Genomic DNA, 20,236 nt, shown 5'->3' with positions numbered 1-20,236 from the left:
CCCAGCGCATGACGGGTTCCAAGCGCTGGTGGCTGGTGCCGGCGGTGCTTGCGTATGTCGCTCTGAGAGACTCCGGCCTCGTCGACAGCCACCACGAGATCGGTTCGATCGCGCTGCTCGCCTGCGAGGTCCTCGTGGGGCTCCTGATGGGCGCCGCCTGGGCCCGGACCAGTCGCGTCTGGACCGAGCAGGACGGCTCGGTGTGGACCCGCGGCACCAAAGCCACCGCGGCCGTGTGGGGCCTGGGCATAGCCGCCCGGCTCGAGCTCATGGGCATAGGCCTGCTCATCGCATCCACCAGGGCACCGGAGCGCTGCTGCTCGCCCTCGCGGCGTCACTGCTGGTCCGCGCGGGCCTCCTGGAGCTGCGCGCCCAGACTCTGCGCCCGGCGCCGGCACTCGCGGGCGGCATACGGTGACGAGGTGCCCGCGACGGCCCGGGCCGACCGGAAAGGGGCCTGCGTGACGTGTGACACCTGGCTGCGCTGGCCCTCGCGGGAGGCCCTGGCGAGCGAGAAGATGACGCGCCCCCGGCGGCTGCTGAGCTGGCTCGTGCGGGCGGTGTTCATCGGCCTGCTGCTCTGGAGCACCCTCTTCCGAGGAGGGCTCCCGGGCTGGGGGGTCGCTCTGGGGCTGGTCCTGATCGTCATCTGTGCGGCAGCTCTCGCGGCATACTTCCGGGTGACGCTGGAGCAGCGGCTATGGCCGTCGCTGGCGTCGTTGGCTCTCGTCCTGGTAGTGGGTTTCGTGGCCCATGGGACCGGGTTCGACCTGCCCGCCGCAGTGCTCTGGTGTGCCGGTGCCATCATGGCGCTGGAGCGGCTGCCCATGGTCGCGGCTGTGATCGCCGCCACGACGGCACTCATGGCCTTCGCCCTGGTGAACGAGGATCCCTGGCCGACGACAGCGGCCGTCACCGGCGGGCTCGCCCTCGCCGGGTACGTGCTGCGGCTGGACGCGGAAGCCCGGGGCAACGCTCAGCGACTGCTCACGCAGGAGCGTGCGGCACGGGCCGCCGAGGCCGAGTCGGCCGCGCTGGACGAGCGGGCCCGGATCGCCCGGGAGATCCACGACGTGCTGGCGCACAGCCTGTCCGCTCAGCTCGTCCACCTCGAGGCGGCCCGGCTGCTGATCGAGGGCGGCGGCGACCGTGAGCAGATCCTCGGACGGGTGGTGGCGGCACGGTCCATGGCCTCGGAAGGGCTGGCCGAGACTCGGCAGGCACTGTCCGCGCTGCGCGGGGAGATGACGCCGGTCGAGGACTTCCTGCGGGAGCTGGTCGCGTCGGACGGAGCCTCGGTCGCCGTCGCGGGGGAGCGGAGGGCACTGAGCGCGGAGGCGTCCCAGGCGGTGCGCAGAGTGGCACAGGAGGCGCTGACGAATGTGCGCAAGCACGCGCGGGGGGCCAAGGTGACGGTGTTCTTCGAGTACGGGGAGGGGGAAGTGACGCTGGACGTGCGGGACTCGGGCGGGGCGGCGGGCGAACTCGCCGCCTCCGGAGCCGGGTACGGTCTGCTGGGGATGCGGGAGCGCGCCGAACTGCTGGGCGGCTCGCTGGACGCGGGACCGGAGGAGGAAGGCTTCGTGGTGCGGCTGAAGGTGCCGGGATGACGGTGGACGACGGGCATCACAGCGGCAGGGCGCCCGCGCGCGTGGTCGTGATCGACGATCAGACCGTGGTGCGTGAGGGGATCGTGATGCTCCTGGGGCTGCTGCCGGGCATCGAGGTCGTCGGTTCCGGGGGTGACGGCGAGGAGGCGGTGCGGCTCGTCGCCGAACTCGCGCCGGATGTGGTCCTGATGGACCTGCGGATGCCGCGCTGCGACGGGGCGGAGGCCACGCGACGCATTCGCGCGGAGTATCCCGGCACGCAGGTCGTGGTGCTCACGACGTACGCCGACGACGAGTCGCTGTTTCCCGCGCTGAGGGCGGGGGCGCGGGGGTACCTCACCAAGGACGCCGGCGGCGACGAGATCGTGCGAGCCGTCCAGGACGTGCTCTCGGGGGAGGCGGGACTCTCGCCGAAGATCCAACGGCGCCTGCTCGAGCGGCTGTCGGAGCCGGAACCGGCCGCGTGCACGGCGGAGCCGCCCGACGGGCTGACCGTGCGGGAGACGGAGGTGGTGAGCCTGATCGCGGAGGGGATGACGAACCAGGAGATCGCGCGGGCGCTGCATGTCTCCACCGCCACGGTGAAGACCCACATCAACAACCTCTTCGCCAAGGCGGGCCTCAAGGACCGCGCGCAGGCGGTGCGTTACGCCTACCGGCACGGTCTCGCGCAGCCGCCGGGGAGAAAGCGCGGGTGACGGCGTCCTTCACCTGATGGGGTGAAGAGCGGGGAGAGGCGAGTCAGGGATCTTCCCGATCTGCCCATCCTTGGGCACGCGGCCGGATGAGGCCGCGGACAAGGAGAGTTCGGTGGAGAAGCACGACGGCCGCGATGCCGGGCAGATCCGGACCCGTGATCTGAAGGATCCGTGGTACGACGAGCTGGCCTCCGGATGGGGCGAGCTGGACGGCACGGGCACACCGACGACGCCCGCCGTCCCCGCGCCGGCCACCGCGCCGGAGCGGACCGCGAGCGCGGCCGACATCTATCTGGAAGTGCAGGCGAGCGCCGCCTTCCAGGAAGTGCGCCGCAGGTACCGAAGGTTCGTGCTCCCTGGGGCTGCCGCCTTCTTCACCTGGTACGTCGCGTACGTCGTGACTGCGACGGCGGCGCCCGGGCTGATGGCACGTCCGGTCAGCGGAGCGGTGAATGTCGCAATGGTCGCGGGGCTCGCCCAGTTCGCCACAACGTTTCTGCTGACCTGGGCGTATGCGCGGCACGCCCGGTTGCGGCGGGATCGGGCGGCGCTCGATCTGCGGTGGGCGGTCTTCGAGCAGAAGCGGGAACAGCAGAAGCGGGAACAGGAGCTCAACCAGCGGGAACGGGAGCTGAAGCAGGGGGCCGAGCGGTGACGGGGGACCACCAGACCCTGGCGCTGGTCCTGTTCGGCGTGTTCGTGGCGGTCACGCTCGCGATCACGACGTATGTGAGCCGCCACCGGCACGGTTCGGCGGAGGAGTTCTACGCGGGCGGGCGGCTGTTCTCGCCCATGGAGAATGGTTTTGCCATCGCGGGCGACTACATGTCGGCCGCCTCGTTCCTCGGCATCGCCGGGCTGATCGCGCTCTACGGCTACGACGGCCTGCTCTACTCGGTGGGCTTCCTCGTGGCGTGGCTCGTCGTGCTGTTCCTGGTGGCCGAACTGGTGCGCAACTGCGGCCGGTTCACGCTCGCCGACGTGGTCGCGGCACGGATGCGTGAGCGCCCGGTGCGGATCGCCGCGGGAACTTCCTCGGTGACCGTGTCCGTTCTCTATCTGGTGGCGCAGATGGTGGGGGCGGGCTCACTCGTCGCGTTGCTGCTGGGCGGGACGAGCGAGGCGGCGCAGGCGTGGACGGTGATCGGCGTCGGCGCGCTCATGGTCATCTATGTGTCGTTGGGAGGGATGCGGGCCACCACGTGGATCCAGATCGTCAAGGCGGTCCTGCTGATGGGCGGGGCCATCGCGCTGACGGTCCTGGTGCTGCTGCGATTCCACGGCGACTTCGACCAGCTGCTGCGCACGGCTGCCGACCGCAGCGGGCACGGCGGACAGTTCCTGGCGCCCGGGCTGAAGTACGGCGGGGACTGGACCGCGCGGTTCGACTTCATCAGCCTCGGCCTCGCGCTGGTGCTCGGCACGGCCGGACTGCCGCACATCCTGTCGCGCTTCTACACCGTGCCCACCGCACGTGCCGCCCGCCGCTCGGTCGTCTGGTCCATCGGCCTCATCGGCAGCTTCTACCTGATGACGATCGTGCTCGGCTTCGGTGCGGCAGCCGTCGTCGGGACCGACGCGGTCCGTGGCTCGAACGCCGCGGGGAACACGGCGGTTCCGCTGCTCGCGCTCGATCTGGGCGGCGGCGCGGATTCCACTGGCGGAACGGTTCTCTTCGCCGTCGTGGCCGCCGTCGCGTTCGCCACGATCCTCGCCGTGGTCGCCGGGATCACGCTCGCGTCCTCCGCGTCCGTGGCCCACGACCTCTATGCCACGCTGCGGCGCAAGCACGCGAAGCAGCGCAGCGAGGTCGCCGTGGCGCGGGTCGCGGCGGCGGGAATCGGCGTGGTCGCGATCGGGCTCGGCCTGGTCGCCCGGGACCTCAACGTCGCGTTCCTGGTGGGCCTCGCCTTCGCGGTCGCCGCGTCCGCCAACCTTCCGGTGCTGCTCTACTCCCTGTTCTGGCGGCGGTTCACCACCCGCGGCGCCGTCTGGTCGGTGTACGGCGGGCTGCTGCCCGCGCTGGTGCTCGTGGCGCTGTCGCCCGTGGTCTCCGGCAGCGCGGGCGCGCTCTTCCCCGGCGTGGACTTCCAGTACTTCCCGCTGGAGAACCCCGGGCTCGTCTCGATCCCGCTGGGCTTCCTCGCCGGATGGCTGGGCACGGTCACCTCACCGGACAGCGCGGACGAGGCCAAGCACGCGGAGACAGAGGTGCGGTCGCTCACCGGAGCGGGCGCGGCGTAGCCGGTCATAAGGCTGATCAGAGGGCGGACGTCCACTCGTAGCGGTGCTCGGGGCGGCCCGTGTCGCCGTACTTCAGGCTCAGCCGCACCCGGCCCGTGCGCTCCAGCAGCTTCAGATAGCGCTGTGCGGTCTGCCGGCTCAGCCTGGTGAGCTCCGCCAACTCCTGGGCGGAGATCGGCCCTTCAGCGGCCATCAGCGCCCTGCGGACCAGCTCCGCGGTCGTGGGGGAGTGCCCCTTCGGCAGCTCCGGCGCCGGCGTGGCCGAGAGGGCGCCGAAGATGCGGTCGACCTCGGCCTGCTCGGCCTCACCGCCACCGTCGAGGGTGCGGCGCAGCGTCGCGTACGCGTCGAGCTTGGCGCGAAGTCCCGCGTACGAGAAGGGTTTGACCAGGTACTGCAGCGCGCCGTGGCGCATCGCGGCCTGCACCGTGGCGACATCGCGCGCCGCCGTCACCATGATCACGTCGGTCTGGTGGCCGCGTTCGCGCAGGGAGCGGACCACGGCGAGGCCGGTCTCGTCCGGCAGATAGTGGTCGAGCAGCACCAGATCGACCGTCAGTTCCTCGACGAGCCGCAGCGCCTCGGCGGCGTTGTGCGCGCGCCCGGTCACCCGGAAGCCGGGGACCTTCTCCACGTAGGCCGCGTTGACGTCCGCCACGCGTGTGTCGTCGTCCACGACCAGTACTTCGATCATCGTGTCTCCTTCGTGGCGACGGGTCGGGGCTCCGCGAGCCCTTCGGGCAGTACGACGGTGAACTCGGCGCCGCCGTCGGGCGCCGCGCCGACGTCCACGTTGCCGCCCTGCCGCTCGGCGAGCCTGCGCACCAGGGCGAGCCCGATGCCGCGCTTCCCGTGGGCCGGCGGCTCCTTGGTGGTCCAGCCCTCCGTGAAGACCGACTCACGCCGATCCGCCGGCACACCGGGGCCCGTATCGCGTACCCGCAAGACAACCGTGCGTCCCTCTGGGCCCGCGGTTCGCAAAGCGACCTCTACGCGCGCGTGCCCGCTGCCCACAGCTCCGTTGCGCAAGCCCGTCGCGGCGTCCAGCGCGTTGTCGACGAGGTTGCCGACGATCGTGACGAGACCGCCGGGGTCGACGAGCCGGTCGGGCAGAGCGGTGTCTTCGGAGACGGTCAGGGTCACACCTCGCTCCGCGGCGACGGTGGCCTTGCCGACCAGCAGGGCCGACAGGAGTGGATCGTGGATCTTCTCCGTGATCTGCTCGGCGGTCACCCGGTGGGCGCCCGCCACTTCGCCGACGAACTCCGCCGCCTCCTCGTACATCTCCAGTTCGAGCAGGCCGAGCAGCGTGTGCATGCGGTTGGCGTGCTCGTGGTCCTGGGCGCGCAGGGCGTCGATGAGGCCGCGCGTGGAGTCGAGTTCGCGGCCGAGCTGTTCCAGTTCGGTGCGGTCGCGGAGGGTGGCGACGGCGCCGCCGTCGTCGGTGGGCATGCGGTTGGCGACCAGGACGCGTTGGCCGCGTACGGTCAGCAGGTCCGTGCCGGTGACGCGGCCCGAAAGGACGTCGGCGGTGCGGCCTTCGCCGAGCGCGGCCTCCAAGGGCTGCCCGATCGCCTCCGTGCCGAGGCCCAGGAGCCGCTGCGCCTCGTCATTGAGCAGCCGTATCCGGCCGCCGCGGTCCAGGGCGACGACGCCCTCACGGATGCCGTGCAGCATCGCCTCGCGCTCCGCGAGCAGCGCCGAGATGTCGGAGAACGCGAGGTCCCGCGTCTGGCGGTGCACCCTGCGGGAGATCAAGTAGGCGGCGAGCGCGCCGACGGCGAGTGCCCCGCCCGCGTATGCGAACAGGCTCGGGATCGTGTGGATCAGCCGGGCGCGCACGCTGTCGTACTCGATGCCTACGGAGACGGCGCCCACGATCGTGCCGCCCGCGTCCCGCAACGGCACCTTCCCGCGCGCGGAGCGGCCGAGCGTGCCGTTGTCGATCTCCATGACGTCGCGGCCCGCGAGCGCGTCGCTGGGGTCGGTCGAGACGACCCTGCCGACCTCGTCTCGGTCGGTGTGCGACCAGCGCACACCCTTCTTGTTCATGATCACGACGTACTCGGCGCCGCTCGCCTTGCGGATCCGCTCCGCCGCAGACTGCACCGGACCGTCGGGCGTCGGGCGCGAGGAGCTCAGGTCCTCTGCGATCCGGGGCTGGGCCGCCGTCGTCTGCGCGATGGCGAGGGCCCGGCGCATCGCCTGGTCGTCGAGCTGGTCGCTGAGCGGCGCGAGGAAGAGCCCGGTGGCGAGCACGGCTACCCCGGCGGCGATCGCCACCTGCATCAGCAGCACCTGCGAGAAGACGCGCCGCGGCAGGCCGAGGCGCAGACGTCGGACAGGGGGAGCGGGGCTCATGTGTACGAACGGTACGGCGCTGGGCGGGCTACTCCGAAGTCAGTGTGGCGCGTATCTCCTGGTGGGCGGTACTTCCTGGGTGCGGGTGCGGTCGCCGCTGCCGGTGTCGGCCGGCGCAGCCCTACGCGATCTCCCGCACCGCCATCACGTCCATCCGCGCCGGTGACGCCAGAGCCGCCCCGCAGCTCTCCGGACGCGGCGGCAGCGCAGCACCCTGCGCGACGGTGACGCGCCAGCGGCGGCCGTCGGTGTGGGCGACCGTCACCTCCCAGCGCGGAGCGGCGCCCGTCGTGCGTACGACGCTCAGCGCGCCCGCGGTGTCCTCCCGCGCGGCCGCGCGCACCGCCAGCTCGGCGGCTTGTCCGGGGCGCTCCCAGGCGGAGCTGCCCCGGCACCCTTCGGTGACGACACGCCCTTCCCGCACCCCCTCGAGGATCTCCTTGACGGCGGGCGAGGCCATGCGGCCGTACGCGTAGCCGTGCGGCAGGACGAGCAGCGTGGGGGAGAAGCGATGACCACCCAGATGAGTGACTTCCCAGACGCCTCCCTCTCCGGAGGCGACCACTTCGCCGGCGAGCGGCCGGCCGAGCAGGGCACAGCAGCGGTCGCGTTTGCCGTTGGTGCACACGAGCGCGAGCGGATCCCCGGTGTGCGGAATGCCGAAGCCGCCGTGGTCGCCCGCGCCGAGCGCCGGGAAGTCCAGGTCCAGCAACTCCCGCGGATCGTCGACCACGTGGGAGCGCAGCCAGGCGTTTCCGGGGAGGGTGTGGGCGACGTACACCCGGTGCCGCGCGGGTGTGTGGCGGTCGGCGTGGCGCCCCGGGCGCCGGATGAGCGCGATCCGTACGCCGGTCGCCTCCACGGCCTGCTCCAGGGCGCGGCCCACAACCGGATCCAGATGGCTCGATGTGAGCGCCTTGGCGCCCCAGGGGCCGGGCTGTTCCAGGAGCAGCCAAGTCCTGGCGGTGGCCGCGGTGCCCGCGAGAGGTTCGTCCAGATCCCGCGAGGCGGTCGCGCACGTACTCACGGAGGCGAGCCTAACCTGCCCCCGGCCTGGCCGGTTTCATGCGCCGGGCAGCGGCTGGGGCGGCCGCACCCCGGTGTACTGCCCGACGGGACGCATCCGCATCGGCCGCTCCCCGTACTCCTCCAGCGCATGCGCGATCCAGCCGGCGGTGCGTGCCACGGCGAACACCGTCTCGCCCGCCTCCGCAGCCATGCCGGACGAGACGGTGAGGACGGCCAGGGCGAGGTCGACGTTGGCGTGCAGGTCGGTGTGGCGAGCCGTGGTGGCCACCACGTCGCGGGCCGCGGCCAGCGCCGGGCCAGCCTTCGGCATCGTCTCCAGGAGGCCGAACAGCGCCCGCGCGCGGGGGTCCTCGCCCGGGTAGAGGCGGTGGCCGAGTCCCGGGACGCGGCGGCCCGCGCGCAGTTCGCCCGCGACGACCGGTGCCGCCGTGCCGCGGTCCAGGACCTCCAGGAGCATGCGGTGGGCAAGCCCGCTGGCAGCCCCGTGTAGCGGGCCCTCCAGGACGCCGAGGCCCGCCGACACGGCCGCGTACGGATGGGCGCGTGCCGACGCCGCGACGCGGACCGCCAGCGTGGACGCCGCCAGGTCGTGGTCGACGAGCAGCGCCAGCGCGGTGTCCAGGGCGTGCAGGGAGGCCTCGTCGGGCTTGCGGCCGCTCAGTCGCCCCCAGAGGCGACCGGCGAGGGGGTCCCCGTCCCGGTGCGACGGCATGACGGGCGGGAGCGCGGCCACGAGCGTCGGGATCAGCGAGCGGGCCGTGCCGATGACGGCCTCTTCGGAGAGGTCGAAGCGGAGCGGGTCCGCGGCCGCCGCGGCGATGGCCGCCACCCGCAGCTGGTCGGTGGGGCCGCAGTGCTCCGGCAGGGCGCGCACGGCCAGGCGCGCCGCTCCGGCCGGCTCCGGAGGCGGGGTGAAGTGGATGCCGGGGCGCAGGACGCCGGTCCACAGCCACTCGGCCACCTCTTCGTAGGAGTGGCGCAGGGCCAGTTCAGCCGCGTCCACGCCACGGAAGTAGTAGCGGTCCTTGTCGATCAGCGTGATGCGCGTGCGCACGGACAGCTCGTTGGCGCCGGTCGCGGCCGCGGGTTCGCGCCTGTTCCTGCGTGCCAGTGCCTGGACTTCCTTGGGGTCGAAGGTGCTGCCGCGCGCTCCGGGGCCGCGGCGGCTGCTGAGCTGGCCGCGGCTCACGTACGCGTACACGGTCTCCGGCTTCACGCCGAGCACTTCCGCCGCCTCCTTGGTGCTGAGGCGGCGGTCTTCGCGGGCGGACGCGCCGTGGCCCGCTTCTTGATCCGTCATGGGCGTCACCGTATCCACCTCCCGACATCTGAATGGGAGCATTGATTCAATCAATATTGACAGAGATTCAGTCAAGCATGGACAGTCGAATCAAGTCCAGGGAGGAAGTCGAGGAACAACATGCCGATCAATGGCTCCGCCGCCGCCCCCACCGCCCCCGTCGAGGTCCCACGCGGACTCGCGGGTGTCGTCGTCACCGAGACCGAACTGGGTGACGTCAGGGGGCGCGAGGGCTTCTACCACTACCGCCAGTACTCCGCCGTGGAGCTCGCGCAGACCCGCAGCTTCGAGGACGTCTGGCACCTGATGTTCCACGGGGAACTGCCGGACGCCGCACAGCGAGCCGCCTTCACCCGGCAGACGGCCGCCCTGCGGCACCTGCCCGAGGAGGTGCGCGCGGCGCTGCCCGGCATCGCCCGCGCCAGCGCGCTGTCGGGCCCGCTCGCCGGGCTGCGCTCGGCGCTGTCGCTCTTCGGCGCCGCCAAGGGCTTCCGGCCGGTGTACGACATAGACGGCGACCGGCGCCGCGCCGACGCGCTGGCCGCGTCCGCCGTCGTACCGACGCTGCTCACCGCGCTGTACCGGCTCGGCCAAGGGCTGGAACCCGTGGAGCCGCGCGACGACCTCCCGTACGCCGCCAACTACCTCTACATGCTCACGGGTTCGCAGCCGGACGCCGACCGGGCCAGGGCGGTCGAGCAATACTTGATCTCAACCATTGACCACGGTTTCAACGCGTCCACCTTCACGGCCCGGGTCATCACCTCGACCGGCGCGGATGTCGCCGCCTGCCTCGTGGGTGCGGTGGGCGCGCTGTCCGGCCCCCTGCACGGCGGCGCCCCGAGCCGGGCCCTCGACACGCTCGACGCCATCGGCACGCCCGACCGCATCGACCCCTGGATCCGTGAACGTGTCCTCGCGGGGGAGCGCATCATGGGCTTCGGGCACCCCGTTTACCGCACCGAGGACCCCCGCTCACGCATGCTCCGCGGGATCGCGCAGGGGTTCGGCGGCGAGCTGGTGGAGTTCGCGGTCGAGGTGGAGCGGCAGGTCGAGGCGATCCTCGCGGAGCTCAAGCCCGGCCGCGAACTCCACACGAACGTGGAGTTCTACGCGGGCGTGGTCATGGAGCTGTGCGGGCTGCCGCGCGAGATGTTCACGCCGACCTTCGCGTCGGCACGCGTGGTCGGCTGGGGCGCCAACATCCTGGAACAGGCGGACGACTCGAAGATCATCCGCCCGGCGGCGCGGTATGTGGGGCCGGTGCCGCCGGTTCCGGTGCCTGCGTCGGCGGTGCCCGCGTCGGAGGAGCCCGCGGTCTGAGGCGCGGAATCTGCAGGCTGAGACGCGCAATCTGCGGGCTGAAACGGCTGTGAGGCCCGGCGCCGGTCGGGCGCGGGCCTCACAGGAAGCGAAGTCGGTGGGGGCGGGCGAAGGAGTTCGTCTTCCGGAGGTGGGCCTCAACGGGGTGGCCGGAGGACCTCGACGGAGAGGGCGTGGTGAGCGCCGTCGTCACTTCGCGCCGCGGATCAGCTGTTGGGAATGTCGGCTTTCGCGCGGACGAGTGTCTCGCGGCTGACGATCACGATGCGTTCGTGGTCGGCGCGTGCGGCGTCCGGGGGCAGCTCGCCGTCGAGCGCCGCTGTGGCCTCTGTCCCGATGACTGCGAAGTCGCCGCTGCTGAGTTCGAAGATGTCGGGGCAGGTATCGCCGGCGAGGCTGCCACGTTCCCGTGGTGACGCACCGATGCGGCGCACGATCTTCAAGTGGATCCCGGTCCTTGAGGAGTGAACGGTCATGGGTAGGTGGACAGTCAGGAAGTGATGGTGATGTGTGATGGGGGTGTGGGGAGAGGGGGAGTGTCGGCCGGACAGAAGCCGGCCGCCGTCCCGTGACGCGGACATGCGTCAGCGCCCGCCATCCGGAAAACGGACGACGGGGCGGGGATAGATTAGCCCCTCCTTATCGCGTCTCGGTCACGGGCTGCTCCAACTGGACCTATTCAGGCGGAGGTTCACCGACGACCCACCACTCGTCGGAGTCGGCCTCGTCCAGGTCGCGGATGATGGTGTCCGTCATCCGGCCCACCCGGGCCTCGTCCGACGCATCCTGCAGACTGGCGCGCTGGTGGCGGGTGGCGTGCCAGTACTGCCGGAAGACGGGGTTGGTGCAGATCCAGCGCAGGTGGCCGTGGAGTTCCTCCCAGGTGACGACGCCGCTGCGGTAGGCCAGGAGCGCGTTCGTGTAGAGCGCGTTGGCGAAGAGGAACTGGCGGCGCTGAGTGGGCGACTCCGCTTCCGCGATGCTGTAGACCGCCGCGAGGTCCGGGTCCTCGATCGCCTTGCGGAGCAGATAGAGCTGGAGTTCCTGCTGCTCCGCCATCATGGCGCGGCGCCACTCCGCGCGCTCCGCGCGGTCCGCCTGGGCACGCCGTTCGTTGTATGTGCGCTGCTGGGCGGCCAGGAGCACGAGACACCCGGCGGCGAAGGCGAGCCCCGCTCCGGCCGCGGAGCGGAGCTCCCCTGTCCATGCTTTCCGTGTGGTCATGTCAACCCCCGAATCAGGCGACCGTCCGCCGGTCGTCGGGTACGGGGCGACAGGACGCGGACCGGCGAGCGATGGGCGGCGCTTGCCGTCTCCCAGGGTGCCGAGCGGCTCTGATCGGCCGGGAGGCGGAGAGGAGGCGCACGGAAGGAAACGGTGCCCACATATCCCTGCGCCGTGCCCAATGTGTGCCCCGCGAGCGCCGCTAACAATCGTTCACCAACCGGCGCGTCTACGCGCACATATCCTGGAGCGGTCTTCAATCGTCGTACACCTTCGTCGCCGCGATGTGTACGCGTCTTGAGCGACTTGATCCAGCTTGATGTGAGTTGACGCGAGGGGCCGCACGTGCGTGAGCAGCAGATTCCGGTTGTCGTACTCACCGGGTTCCTCGGCTCCGGGAAGACGACCCTCTTGAACCATCTGCTCCACCGCAGCGGCGGCAGCAGGATCGGTGCGATCGTCAACGACTTCGGGTCCATCGAGATCGACGCGATGGCCGTCGCCGGAGCACTCGGCGACTCCACCGTCTCACTCGGCAACGGCTGCCTCTGCTGCGCCGTGGACGCCAGTGAGCTCGACGAGTACCTGGACCGGCTCGCCCGCCCGTCCGCCCGTATCGACGTCATCGTCATCGAGGCGAGCGGGCTCGCCGAGCCGCAGGAACTCATGCGCATGGTGCTCGCCAGCGAGAACCCCCACATCGTGTACGGCGGCCTGGTGGAGGTCGTCGACGCCGCCGAGTTCGACGCCACCCGTGAGCGGCACCCGGAGGTCGACCGGCATCTGGGCATCGCCGACCTGGTCGTCGTCAACAAGGCCGACCGCGTGGGCGACGCCAAGCGGGAGCGGATCCTCGCCGAGGTCCACCGCCTCACCGACCGCGCGGCCGTCGTCCCCGCCTCGTACGGACGCGTCGACGTGGAGCTCCTCCTCGACCGCAAGCCCGTCGAGGAGCGCGTGGGGCAGCTCTCCTTCGACGACCTGCACGACCACGGGGGCGGGCCCGACGGCGGGCCTTGCGCGGAGGGTGCCCCTGACGCGGAGAGCAGTGCCCCTGATGCCGATGGGCACGACGGCTCCTGCGGCTGCGACAGCCCCGGCCACACCCACCTGCACGTCGGCTACGAAAGTCTCGCCTTCACCTCCGACGCGCCCCTCAACCCGCGCCGCCTGATCGCGTTCCTCGACAGCAGGCCCGAGGGGCTGTACCGCATCAAGGGGTACGTCGACTTCGGCGCCGCCGACGCCCGCAACCGGTACGCCGTGCACTCCGTGGGGCGGTTCCTGCGCTTCTATCCCGAGCCGTGGGAGCCCGGTGAGAAGCGGCTCACCCAGCTCGTCCTCATCGGCTCCGGCATAGACGTCGCCGCGCTGCACGAGCAGCTGACGATGTGCCGGGAGAACGGCGAGGACGCCCCGCACACCGACGAGTTCGGCATGTGGGGCGTCCTGCGCTACGTACAGGAGCCGGAATCGGAGCCGGAGGCGGCGCCGGCCTCCGACCCTTCCCCCGAAACGGGCTGAGCCGCCGAGCCTCGCCGGCTACGCCGGCCCGGCCACCGCCACCACCGGCTTCGCCAGCGACACCCCGGAGCCGTCCCGGCGCGGGTCGGGCTCGGGCAGCTCGGCCGGCATGCCGTTGCGCTGGGCCGCGCGCGGGGGCGTCGGGCCCGCCCAGGCGAAGCTCAGGCAGTCCTCGCCCTTCAGGAGCCGCTGGCAGCGCACGCCGCCCGTGGCGCGCCCCTTGCGCGGATACTGGTCGAACGGCGTGACCTTGGCCGTCGTCTGCACCGAGTCGTCGAGCGTGCCGCGCGAGCCCGCGACCGTGAAGACCACGGCGTCCACCGCGGGGTCGACCGCCGTGAAGGAGATGACCTTCGCGCCGTCGGTGAGCTTGATGCCCGCCATGCCGCCCGCCGGACGCCCCTGCGGGCGGACCTGCCCCGCGGGATAGCGCAGCAGTTGCGCGTCGTCCGTGATGAAGACCAGGTCCTCCTCACCCGTGCGCAGCTCGACCGCGCCGACGATGCGGTCGCCGTCCTTGAGGGTGATGACTTCCAGCTCGTCCTTGTTCGTGGGGTAGTCGGGAACGACGCGCTTGACGACGCCCTGCTCGGTGCCGAGTGCCAGGCCGGGCGAGGACTCGTCGAGCGTCATCAGGCAGATCAGCTTCTCGTCCGCCTCCAGGGAGAGCAGTTCGGCGACCGGGGCTCCTCCGGAGAGGTTGGGCGCCGACGCCGTGTCCGGGAGCTGCGGCAGGTCCACTACGGAGAGCCGCAGCAGCCGGCCTTCGGACGTCACGGCACCCACCTCGCCGCGCGCCGTCGCGGGCACCGCGGAGACGATCACGTCGTGCTTGACGCGCTTGCCGTCGCTCTCGCCGAACGGCTCGCCGTTGGCCGTACGCGCCAGCAGGCCCGTCGACGACAGGAGCACCCGGCACGGGTCGTCCGCCACCTGCAGCGGCACCGTGGCGGCGGGCGCGCCGCCCGACTCCAGCAGCACCGTGCGCCGGTCCGTGCCGAACTTCTTGGCCACGGCCGCCAGTTCGGAGGAGACCAGCTTGCGCAGCTCCGCGTCCGACTCCAGGATCCGCGTCAGCTCGTCGATCTCCGCGTTCAGCCTGTCGCGCTCGGACTCCAGCTCGATGCGGTCGTACTTGGTGAGGCGGCGCAGCGGGGTGTCCAGGATGTACTGCGTCTGGATCTCGCTGAGCGAGAAGCGCTCCATCAGGCGCTCCTTGGCCTGCGCGGAGTTCTCGCTGGAGCGGATGAGGCGGATGACCTCGTCGATGTCCAGAAGGGCGACGAGCAGGCCCTCCACCAGGTGCAGCCGGTCGAGCTTCTTGCTGCGGCGGAACTCGCTGCGGCGCCGCACCACGTCGAAGCGGTGGTCGAGATAGACCTCGAGGAGCTCCTTGAGGCCGAGCGTCAGGGGCTGGCCGTCCACCAGCGCGACGTTGTTGATGCCGAAGGACTCCTCCATCGGCGTCAGCTTGTAGAGCTGCTCCAGGACGGCCTCCGGGACGAAGCCGTTCTTGATCTCGATGACCAGGCGCAGGCCGTGCGCGCGGTCCGTGAGGTCCTTGACGTCGGCGATTCCCTGGAGCTTCTTCGAACCGACCAGGTCCTTGATCTTGGCGATGACCTTCTCGGGGCCGACGGTGAAGGGCAGTTCGGTGACGACCAGGCCCTTGCGGCGCGGGGTCACGGACTCCACGGAGACCGTCGCGCGGATCTTGAAGGTGCCGCGCCCCGATTCGTACGCGTCCTTGATGCCGGACAGGCCCACGATCCGGCCGCCCGTGGGCAGGTCCGGGCCGGGGATGAATCGCATCAGCGTCTCGAGGTCGGCGCCGGGGTGCTTGATCAGGTGCCGGGCGGCGGCGATGACCTCGCCGAGGTTGTGCGGCGCCATGTTCGTCGCCATGCCTACGGCGATGCCGGAGGCGCCGTTCACCAGGAGGTTCGGATACGCCGCCGGGAGGGCGACGGGCTCCCTCTCCTGGCCGTCGTAGTTCGGCTCGAAGTCGACCGTGTTCTCGTCGATCGACTCCGTCATCAGGGACGTCGCGTCCGCCATGCGGCATTCGGTGTACCGCATGGCGGCCGGCGGGTCGTCGTTGCCCAGGGAGCCGAAGTTGCCGTGGCCGTCGACCAGCGGCAGGCGCATCGAGAAGGGCTGTGCCATGCGCACCAGGGCGTCATAGATCGACGCGTCGCCGTGAGGGTGCAGCTTTCCCATCACTTCGCCGACGACTCGGGCACATTTGACGTACCCGCGCTCGGGGCGCAGGCCCATCTCGTTCATCTGGTAGACGATGCGGCGGTGCACCGGTTTCAGGCCGTCCCGGGCGTCGGGCAGGGCGCGGGAGTAGATGACCGAATAGGCGTACTCGAGGAAGGAGCCCTGCATCTCGTCGACGACGTCGATGTCGAGGATCTTCTCCTCGAACGAGTCGTCGGGCGGCGGGGTCTTCGTGCTGCGGCGGGCCATCGCTGCTGCGGCTCCTTCACCAACAAGTGCGGGATCTGACGCCGACCATTGTGGACTGTCCCACTGACAACCCCGACCACGACCCGGTGGTGGGCGGGCTTCAACCGGGCTTCAACCGCACGCCGACCGCGTGTCGGCCGTGCGTCAACCCGGCAGCACACCGGCACCACCATGATCGGCAGACCGGCACCACCATGATCACGACCCGCCGCGCCGGGCGGCCGGAGCCCAGCCTCCCCGGCCGATCACGCCGAGGGCGAAATTCGACTACGCGGAGGGCGGACCGGGAACTTCGCCAGGTGTCCGCGGCCTTGCTTACAGTGGCAGGACTGGCAGCGGCAGGACTGGCAGCACTTATCGAGGATTTCGCGATCGAAGGGACGTACATGCCCATGGGTCACACGGCCACAGCCGAGGCCGGCTCCGGCGGCCTGACAGCGACCGAGCACCGGCTGGCCAATGGCCTGCGCGTGGTGCTCTCCGAGGACCACCTGACCCCGGTCGCCGCGGTCTGCCTCTGGTACGACGTCGGCTCGCGCCACGAGGTCAAGGGCCGTACGGGCCTGGCGCACCTCTTCGAGCACCTGATGTTCCAGGGGTCGAAGCAGGTGCCCGGCAACGGTCACTTCGAACTGGTGCAGGGCGCCGGTGGCTCGCTGAACGGCACCACCAGCTTCGAGCGCACCAACTATTTCGAGACGATGCCCACCCACCAGGTCGAGCTCGCCCTCTGGCTGGAGGCAGACCGCATGGGCTCGCTCCTGTCGGCGCTCGACGAGGAGTCGATGGAAAACCAGCGGGACGTCGTCAAGAACGAACGCCGCCAGCGCTACGACAACGTTCCGTACGGAACGGCCTTCGAGAAGCTGACCGCCCTCTCCTACCCCGAGGGCCACCCGTACCACCACACGCCGATCGGCTCCATGGCCGACCTGGACGCGGCCACCCTCGAGGACGCGCGCGCCTTCTTCCGTACGTACTACGCGCCGAACAACGCCGTCCTCTCGGTCGTCGGCGACATCGACCCCGAGCAGACGCTCGCCTGGATCGAGAAGTACTTCGGCTCCATCCCCTCGCACGACGGCAAGCAGCCCCCGCGCGACGGCTCGCTGCCCGAGCGCATCGGCGAGGAGCTGCGCGAGGTCGTCGAGGAGGAGGTCCCCGCGCGCGCCCTGATGGCCGCCTACCGCCTCCCGGAGGACGGCACGCGCGCGTGCGACGCGGCCGACCTGGCGCTCACGGTCCTCGGCAGCGGCGAGTCCTCGCGCCTGTACAACCGTCTCGTACGCCGTGACCGCACCGCCGTGACGGCCGGGTTCGGCCTGCTGCGGCTCGCGGGCGCGCCCTCCCTCGGCTGGCTGGACGTGAAGACGTCCGGCGACGTGGAGGTCCCCGTCATCGAGGCAGCCGTCGACGAGGAGCTCGCCCGGTTCGCCGAAGAGGGCCCCACTCCGGAGGAAATGGAGCGCGCCCAGGCACAGTTGGAGCGCGAGTGGCTCGACCGTCTCGGCACGGTCGCGGGCCGCGCCGACGAACTGTGCCGCTTCGCCGTCCTGTTCGGCGACGCCCAGCTCGCCCTGACGGCCGTCCAGCGCGTCCTCGACATCACCGCCGAGGAGGTCCAGGAGATCGCCAAGGCCCGCCTGCGCCCGGACAACCGCGCGGTGCTCGTGTACGAACCCATCAGCTCCGAAGACGCCGCCGGCGCTGCCGAGGACGACCAGGACGACGAGGAGGCGGCGAAGTGACCGAGGCCGCAACGATGCAGTTCCACCCGCAGCCCCAGGCGGGCGTCGCCAGGCCCTGGGCCTTCCCGGCCCCCGAGCGCGGCGCGCTCGACAACGGCCTGACGGTGCTGCGCTGCGACCGCCCGGGCCAGCAGCTCGTCGCCGTGGAGATCCACCTCGACGCGCCCCTGGACGCCGAGCCGCAGGGCCTGGACGGCGTGGCCACGATCATGGCGAGGGCCTTCTCCGAAGGCACCGACAAGCACTCCGCGGAGGAGTTCGCCGCCGAGCTGGACCGCTGCGGCGCCACGCTCGACGCGCACGCGGACCACCCGGGCGTACGGGTCTCCCTCGAGGTGCCCGTCTCCCGCCTGCCCAAGGCGCTCGGCCTGCTCGCCGACGCCCTGCGCGCGCCCGCCTTCGCCGACAGCGAGGTCGAGCGCCTCGTACGCAACCGCCTGGACGAGATTCCGCACGAGACCGCCAACCCGGCGCGGCGCGCCGCCAAGGAGCTCTCCAAGCAGCTCTTCCCGGCGTCCTCGCGCATGTCGCGCCCGCGCCAGGGCACGGAGGAGACGGTCGCGGCCATCGACTCCGCGGCCGTGCGCGCCTTCTACGAGAAGCATGTCCGCCCCGCCGCGGCCACCGCCGTCGTGGTCGGCGACCTCACCGGCACCGACCTGGACACCGTCCTCGCGGACACCCTCGGCGCCTGGACCGGCGGCGCGGCCGAGCCCCGGCCGATGCCTCCGGTGACCGCCGACGACAGGGGCCGCGTGGTCATCGTGGACCGCCCCGGTGCCGTACAGACACAGCTCCTCATCGGCCGCGTCGGCCCGGACCGGCACGACCGCGTGTGGGCCGCGCAGGTCCTCGGCACGTACTGCCTGGGCGGCACCCTCACCTCCCGCCTGGACCGTGTCCTGCGCGAGGAGAAGGGCTACACCTACGGAGTGCGTGCCTTCAGCCAGGTCCTGCGCTCCGCCCCGGACGGCACGGGCGCCGCGATGCTCGCCATCAGCGGCTCCGTGGACACCCCGAACACGGGCCCGGCCCTGGAGGACCTGTGGAAGGTCCTGCGCACGCTCGCCGCGGAGGGTCTCACGGACCCCGAGCGCGACGTCGCCGTGCAGAACCTCGTCGGGGTCGCTCCGCTGAAGTACGAGACCGCGGCCGCCGTCGCCGCCACCCTCGCCGACCAGGTCGAGCAGAACCTGCCGGACGACTTCCAGGCGCGCCTGTACCGCCAGTTGGCGGAGACGGGCACCGTGGAGGCCACCGCGGCCGTCGTGAACGCCTTCCCGGACGACCGGCTCGTGACGGTCCTCGTGGGTGACGCCGCACAGATCGAGGAGCCCGTCAAGGCGCTCGGCATCGGTGAAGTGACGGTGGTCACCGGCTGATTGCGGACTGGCAGCGGTGAACCTGTAGCGCAAAGCTGGACATAGCGTCACCAACGCCCCGTACGAACAAGGACCCCAGTGGCTCAAGAAGCCGCTGGGGTCCCTGCATGCCGCCATATGTCCGAATTGGCACGGAGGTTGGTCGTCTGCCCTGTGGCGTGCGCTACAAAAGCCCTGATCCGTTTGTCGATTGAAAGATGAGGCGTTTAGCGTCGGTCCGGCTGTCCGTCAGGCACCACGCCGCGTCCGCGGCACCGGACAGTCATCGCCGAGTCCCCGTACGGCGCGAGCCAGGGGAGCCGGGGACCCACACGTCCCTGGGGTGAATCGGACCCCTTGCCGCGAGGCGAGGAGCCCGTAGGAGACCTTCCTGCTCCGAACCCGTCAGCTAACCCGGTAGGCGAGAAGGAAGGAAAGGATCAGCCGCTTCATGGCGTTCACCCGCCCCACCGGCAAGCATCGCCGTCCGAGCCGCCTGACGCGTACGACCGCCAGTGCCGCGGGCGTCGCCGCGCTCACCACCACCGGCGTCATCTCGGGCCTGGCCGCCCCGGCGCTCGCCGCCGAAGGCTCCTCCGCCGACTACGCGCACACCGGCCTCACCCAGTCCATCTCCATCGGCGACTCCCTGGCCGACGAGATCGACGCCCAGGCCGCCGCCCAGAAGCAGGCCGCCGACGAAGCCGCCGCCAAGGCGAAGGCTGAAGCCGAGGCGAAGGCCAAGGCCGCGGAGGCCAAGCGCAAGGCCGCCGAGGCCAAGCGGAAGGCCGAGGCGAAGGCCAAGGCCGAGGCGCGGGCGAAGGCCGAGAAGGAGCGCGAGGCCAAGGAGCGCGCCGCCCGCGAGGCCGAGCGCAAGCGCCTGGGCTCGTACGTCGCGCCGATCGCCGGCAGCTATGTCTCCACCGGCTACAAGACCGGCGGCGCCATGTGGTCCTCCGGCAGCCACACCGGCGTCGACTTCCACGCCGCGTCCGGCACCCAGGTCCAGGCCGTCGCCGCCGGCACCGTCGTCGAGGCCGGCTGGGGCGGCGCCTACGGCAACAACGTCGTGATCCGCCACAACGACGGCACGTACACGCAGTATGGCCACATGTCGTCCCTGAGCGTCACGGTCGGCCAGACGGTCACCCCCGGCCAGCAGATCGGCCTCTCCGGCTCGACCGGCAACTCCAGCGGCCCGCACCTGCACTTCGAGGCCCGCACCGGCCCCGACTACGGCTCGGACATCGACCCCGTGGCGTACCTGCGCTCGCACGGCGTCAACGTCTGAAGCGACCGAAGCGACTGACGCCACGGAGTCCCGAGGTCAGGACCTCCGCGG

The 20,236-nt window shown here is 71.4% G+C and carries 16 protein-coding genes and 1 riboswitch; of the genes, 9 read left to right on the top strand and 7 right to left on the bottom strand.

The genetic code is table 11. The features are described 5' to 3' along the window. Window positions 1-461: 461 nt before the first annotated feature. The 4 genes from AC0KTA_RS09030 (at window position 462) to AC0KTA_RS09015 (ending at window position 4,552) form a co-directional block, all read left to right on the top strand. Window positions 462-1,610 carry a sensor histidine kinase gene (locus tag AC0KTA_RS09030; protein ID WP_481056359.1) on the top strand — a complete coding sequence of 383 codons (1,149 nt, stop codon included), beginning with the start codon at window positions 462-464 and terminating at the stop codon, window positions 1,608-1,610. After that, window positions 1,607-2,308: a response regulator transcription factor gene (locus AC0KTA_RS09025; protein WP_481054600.1), complete on the top strand. Its 702-nt coding sequence runs from the start codon at window positions 1,607-1,609 to the stop codon at window positions 2,306-2,308. The genes AC0KTA_RS09030 and AC0KTA_RS09025 overlap by 4 nt, the downstream gene beginning before the upstream one ends. Before the next feature lie 112 nt (window positions 2,309-2,420). Beyond that, window positions 2,421-2,963 carry a DUF485 domain-containing protein gene (locus AC0KTA_RS09020; protein ID WP_481054599.1) on the top strand — a complete coding sequence of 181 codons (543 nt, stop codon included), beginning with the start codon at window positions 2,421-2,423 and terminating at the stop codon, window positions 2,961-2,963. After that, window positions 2,960-4,552: a solute symporter family protein gene (locus AC0KTA_RS09015; RefSeq protein ID WP_481054598.1), complete on the top strand. Its 1,593-nt coding sequence runs from the start codon at window positions 2,960-2,962 to the stop codon at window positions 4,550-4,552. The genes AC0KTA_RS09020 and AC0KTA_RS09015 overlap by 4 nt, the downstream gene beginning before the upstream one ends. Window positions 4,553-4,568: 16 nt before the next feature. On the opposite strand, the gene AC0KTA_RS09010 is transcribed toward AC0KTA_RS09015, so the two are convergent. From AC0KTA_RS09010 to AC0KTA_RS08995, 4 genes are all read right to left on the bottom strand, one after another. Next, window positions 4,569-5,246, bottom strand: coding sequence for a response regulator (locus AC0KTA_RS09010; protein ID WP_481054597.1), 678 nt, complete (start codon window positions 5,244-5,246; stop codon window positions 4,569-4,571). Next, on the bottom strand, window positions 5,243-6,913 hold the full coding sequence (locus tag AC0KTA_RS09005) for a sensor histidine kinase (protein ID WP_481054596.1): 1,671 nt from the start codon (window positions 6,911-6,913) through the stop codon (window positions 5,243-5,245). The genes AC0KTA_RS09010 and AC0KTA_RS09005 overlap by 4 nt, the downstream gene beginning before the upstream one ends. Window positions 6,914-7,034: 121 nt before the next feature. After that, window positions 7,035-7,940 carry a sucrase ferredoxin gene (locus AC0KTA_RS09000; protein WP_481054595.1) on the bottom strand — a complete coding sequence of 302 codons (906 nt, stop codon included), beginning with the start codon at window positions 7,938-7,940 and terminating at the stop codon, window positions 7,035-7,037. Between the two features lie 36 nt (window positions 7,941-7,976). Continuing rightward, on the bottom strand, window positions 7,977-9,242 hold the full coding sequence (locus tag AC0KTA_RS08995; RefSeq protein WP_481054594.1) for a citrate synthase family protein: 1,266 nt from the start codon (window positions 9,240-9,242) through the stop codon (window positions 7,977-7,979). Between the two features lie 120 nt (window positions 9,243-9,362). Here AC0KTA_RS08995 and AC0KTA_RS08990 point away from each other — a divergent pair, with 120 nt between their 5' ends. Further along, entirely contained in the window at window positions 9,363-10,565 is a 1,203-nt protein-coding gene (locus AC0KTA_RS08990; protein ID WP_481054593.1) for a citrate synthase, read from the top strand. A gap of 206 nt (window positions 10,566-10,771) precedes the next feature. Here the strand turns inward: AC0KTA_RS08990 and AC0KTA_RS08985 are convergent, their stop codons facing one another. Together AC0KTA_RS08985 and AC0KTA_RS08980 are read right to left on the bottom strand one after the other, a co-directional pair. Then, on the bottom strand, window positions 10,772-11,008 hold the full coding sequence (locus AC0KTA_RS08985; protein WP_481054592.1) for a hypothetical protein: 237 nt from the start codon (window positions 11,006-11,008) through the stop codon (window positions 10,772-10,774). A gap of 232 nt (window positions 11,009-11,240) precedes the next feature. After that, window positions 11,241-11,789: a DUF6082 family protein gene (locus AC0KTA_RS08980; RefSeq protein WP_481054591.1), complete on the bottom strand. Its 549-nt coding sequence runs from the start codon at window positions 11,787-11,789 to the stop codon at window positions 11,241-11,243. A gap of 345 nt (window positions 11,790-12,134) precedes the next feature. On the opposite strand from AC0KTA_RS08980, the gene AC0KTA_RS08975 reads away from it, so the two are divergent. Next, on the top strand, window positions 12,135-13,313 hold the full coding sequence (locus AC0KTA_RS08975; protein ID WP_481054590.1) for a CobW family GTP-binding protein: 1,179 nt from the start codon (window positions 12,135-12,137) through the stop codon (window positions 13,311-13,313). Between the two features lie 18 nt (window positions 13,314-13,331). Here the strand turns inward: AC0KTA_RS08975 and AC0KTA_RS08970 are convergent, their stop codons facing one another. Then, window positions 13,332-15,785, bottom strand: a complete 2,454-nt coding sequence (locus AC0KTA_RS08970; RefSeq protein ID WP_481054589.1) for a DNA gyrase/topoisomerase IV subunit A — start codon at window positions 15,783-15,785, stop codon at window positions 13,332-13,334. A gap of 386 nt (window positions 15,786-16,171) precedes the next feature. Between AC0KTA_RS08970 and AC0KTA_RS08965 the strand changes: the two genes are divergently transcribed. From AC0KTA_RS08965 to AC0KTA_RS08955, 3 genes are all read left to right on the top strand, one after another. Continuing rightward, window positions 16,172-17,533 (top strand): M16 family metallopeptidase, encoded by a 1,362-nt coding sequence (locus AC0KTA_RS08965; protein ID WP_481054588.1) that lies wholly within the window; start codon window positions 16,172-16,174, stop codon window positions 17,531-17,533. After that, window positions 17,530-18,915, top strand: coding sequence for a M16 family metallopeptidase (locus AC0KTA_RS08960; RefSeq protein ID WP_481054587.1), 1,386 nt, complete (start codon window positions 17,530-17,532; stop codon window positions 18,913-18,915). The genes AC0KTA_RS08965 and AC0KTA_RS08960 overlap by 4 nt, the downstream gene beginning before the upstream one ends. A gap of 256 nt (window positions 18,916-19,171) precedes the next feature. Continuing rightward, window positions 19,172-19,332: riboswitch (cyclic di-AMP (ydaO/yuaA leader) on the top strand. 13 nt (window positions 19,333-19,345) lie between these two features. Continuing rightward, a complete protein-coding gene (locus AC0KTA_RS08955) occupies window positions 19,346-20,185 on the top strand; it encodes a M23 family metallopeptidase (RefSeq protein WP_481054586.1) in 840 nt (279 codons plus the stop codon). Window positions 20,186-20,236 lie beyond the last annotated feature (51 nt).

The sequence above is a fragment of the Streptomyces sp. Y309 genome (assembly GCF_056712025.1).
The sequence above is the reverse complement of the archived record's forward strand: the minus strand, read 5'-3'. Positions and strand labels throughout refer to the sequence as shown.

Bases quoted from the DNA above. Each gene is read 5' to 3' on its own strand.
- AC0KTA_RS08995 (WP_481054594.1), bottom strand. From the start codon at position 9,242: ATGACGGATCAAGAAGCGGGCCACGGCGCGTCCGCCCGCGAAGACCGC.
- AC0KTA_RS08965 (WP_481054588.1), top strand. From the start codon at position 16,172: ATGCCCATGGGTCACACGGCCACAGCCGAGGCCGGCTCCGGCGGCCTG.
- AC0KTA_RS09010 (WP_481054597.1), bottom strand. From the start codon at position 5,246: ATGATCGAAGTACTGGTCGTGGACGACGACACACGCGTGGCGGACGTC.
- AC0KTA_RS08955 (WP_481054586.1), top strand. From the start codon at position 19,346: ATGGCGTTCACCCGCCCCACCGGCAAGCATCGCCGTCCGAGCCGCCTG.
- AC0KTA_RS08980 (WP_481054591.1), bottom strand. From the start codon at position 11,789: ATGACCACACGGAAAGCATGGACAGGGGAGCTCCGCTCCGCGGCCGGA.
- AC0KTA_RS09005 (WP_481054596.1), bottom strand. From the start codon at position 6,913: ATGAGCCCCGCTCCCCCTGTCCGACGTCTGCGCCTCGGCCTGCCGCGG.
- AC0KTA_RS08970 (WP_481054589.1), bottom strand. From the start codon at position 15,785: ATGGCCCGCCGCAGCACGAAGACCCCGCCGCCCGACGACTCGTTCGAG.
- AC0KTA_RS09025 (WP_481054600.1), top strand. From the start codon at position 1,607: ATGACGGTGGACGACGGGCATCACAGCGGCAGGGCGCCCGCGCGCGTG.
- AC0KTA_RS08990 (WP_481054593.1), top strand. From the start codon at position 9,363: ATGCCGATCAATGGCTCCGCCGCCGCCCCCACCGCCCCCGTCGAGGTC.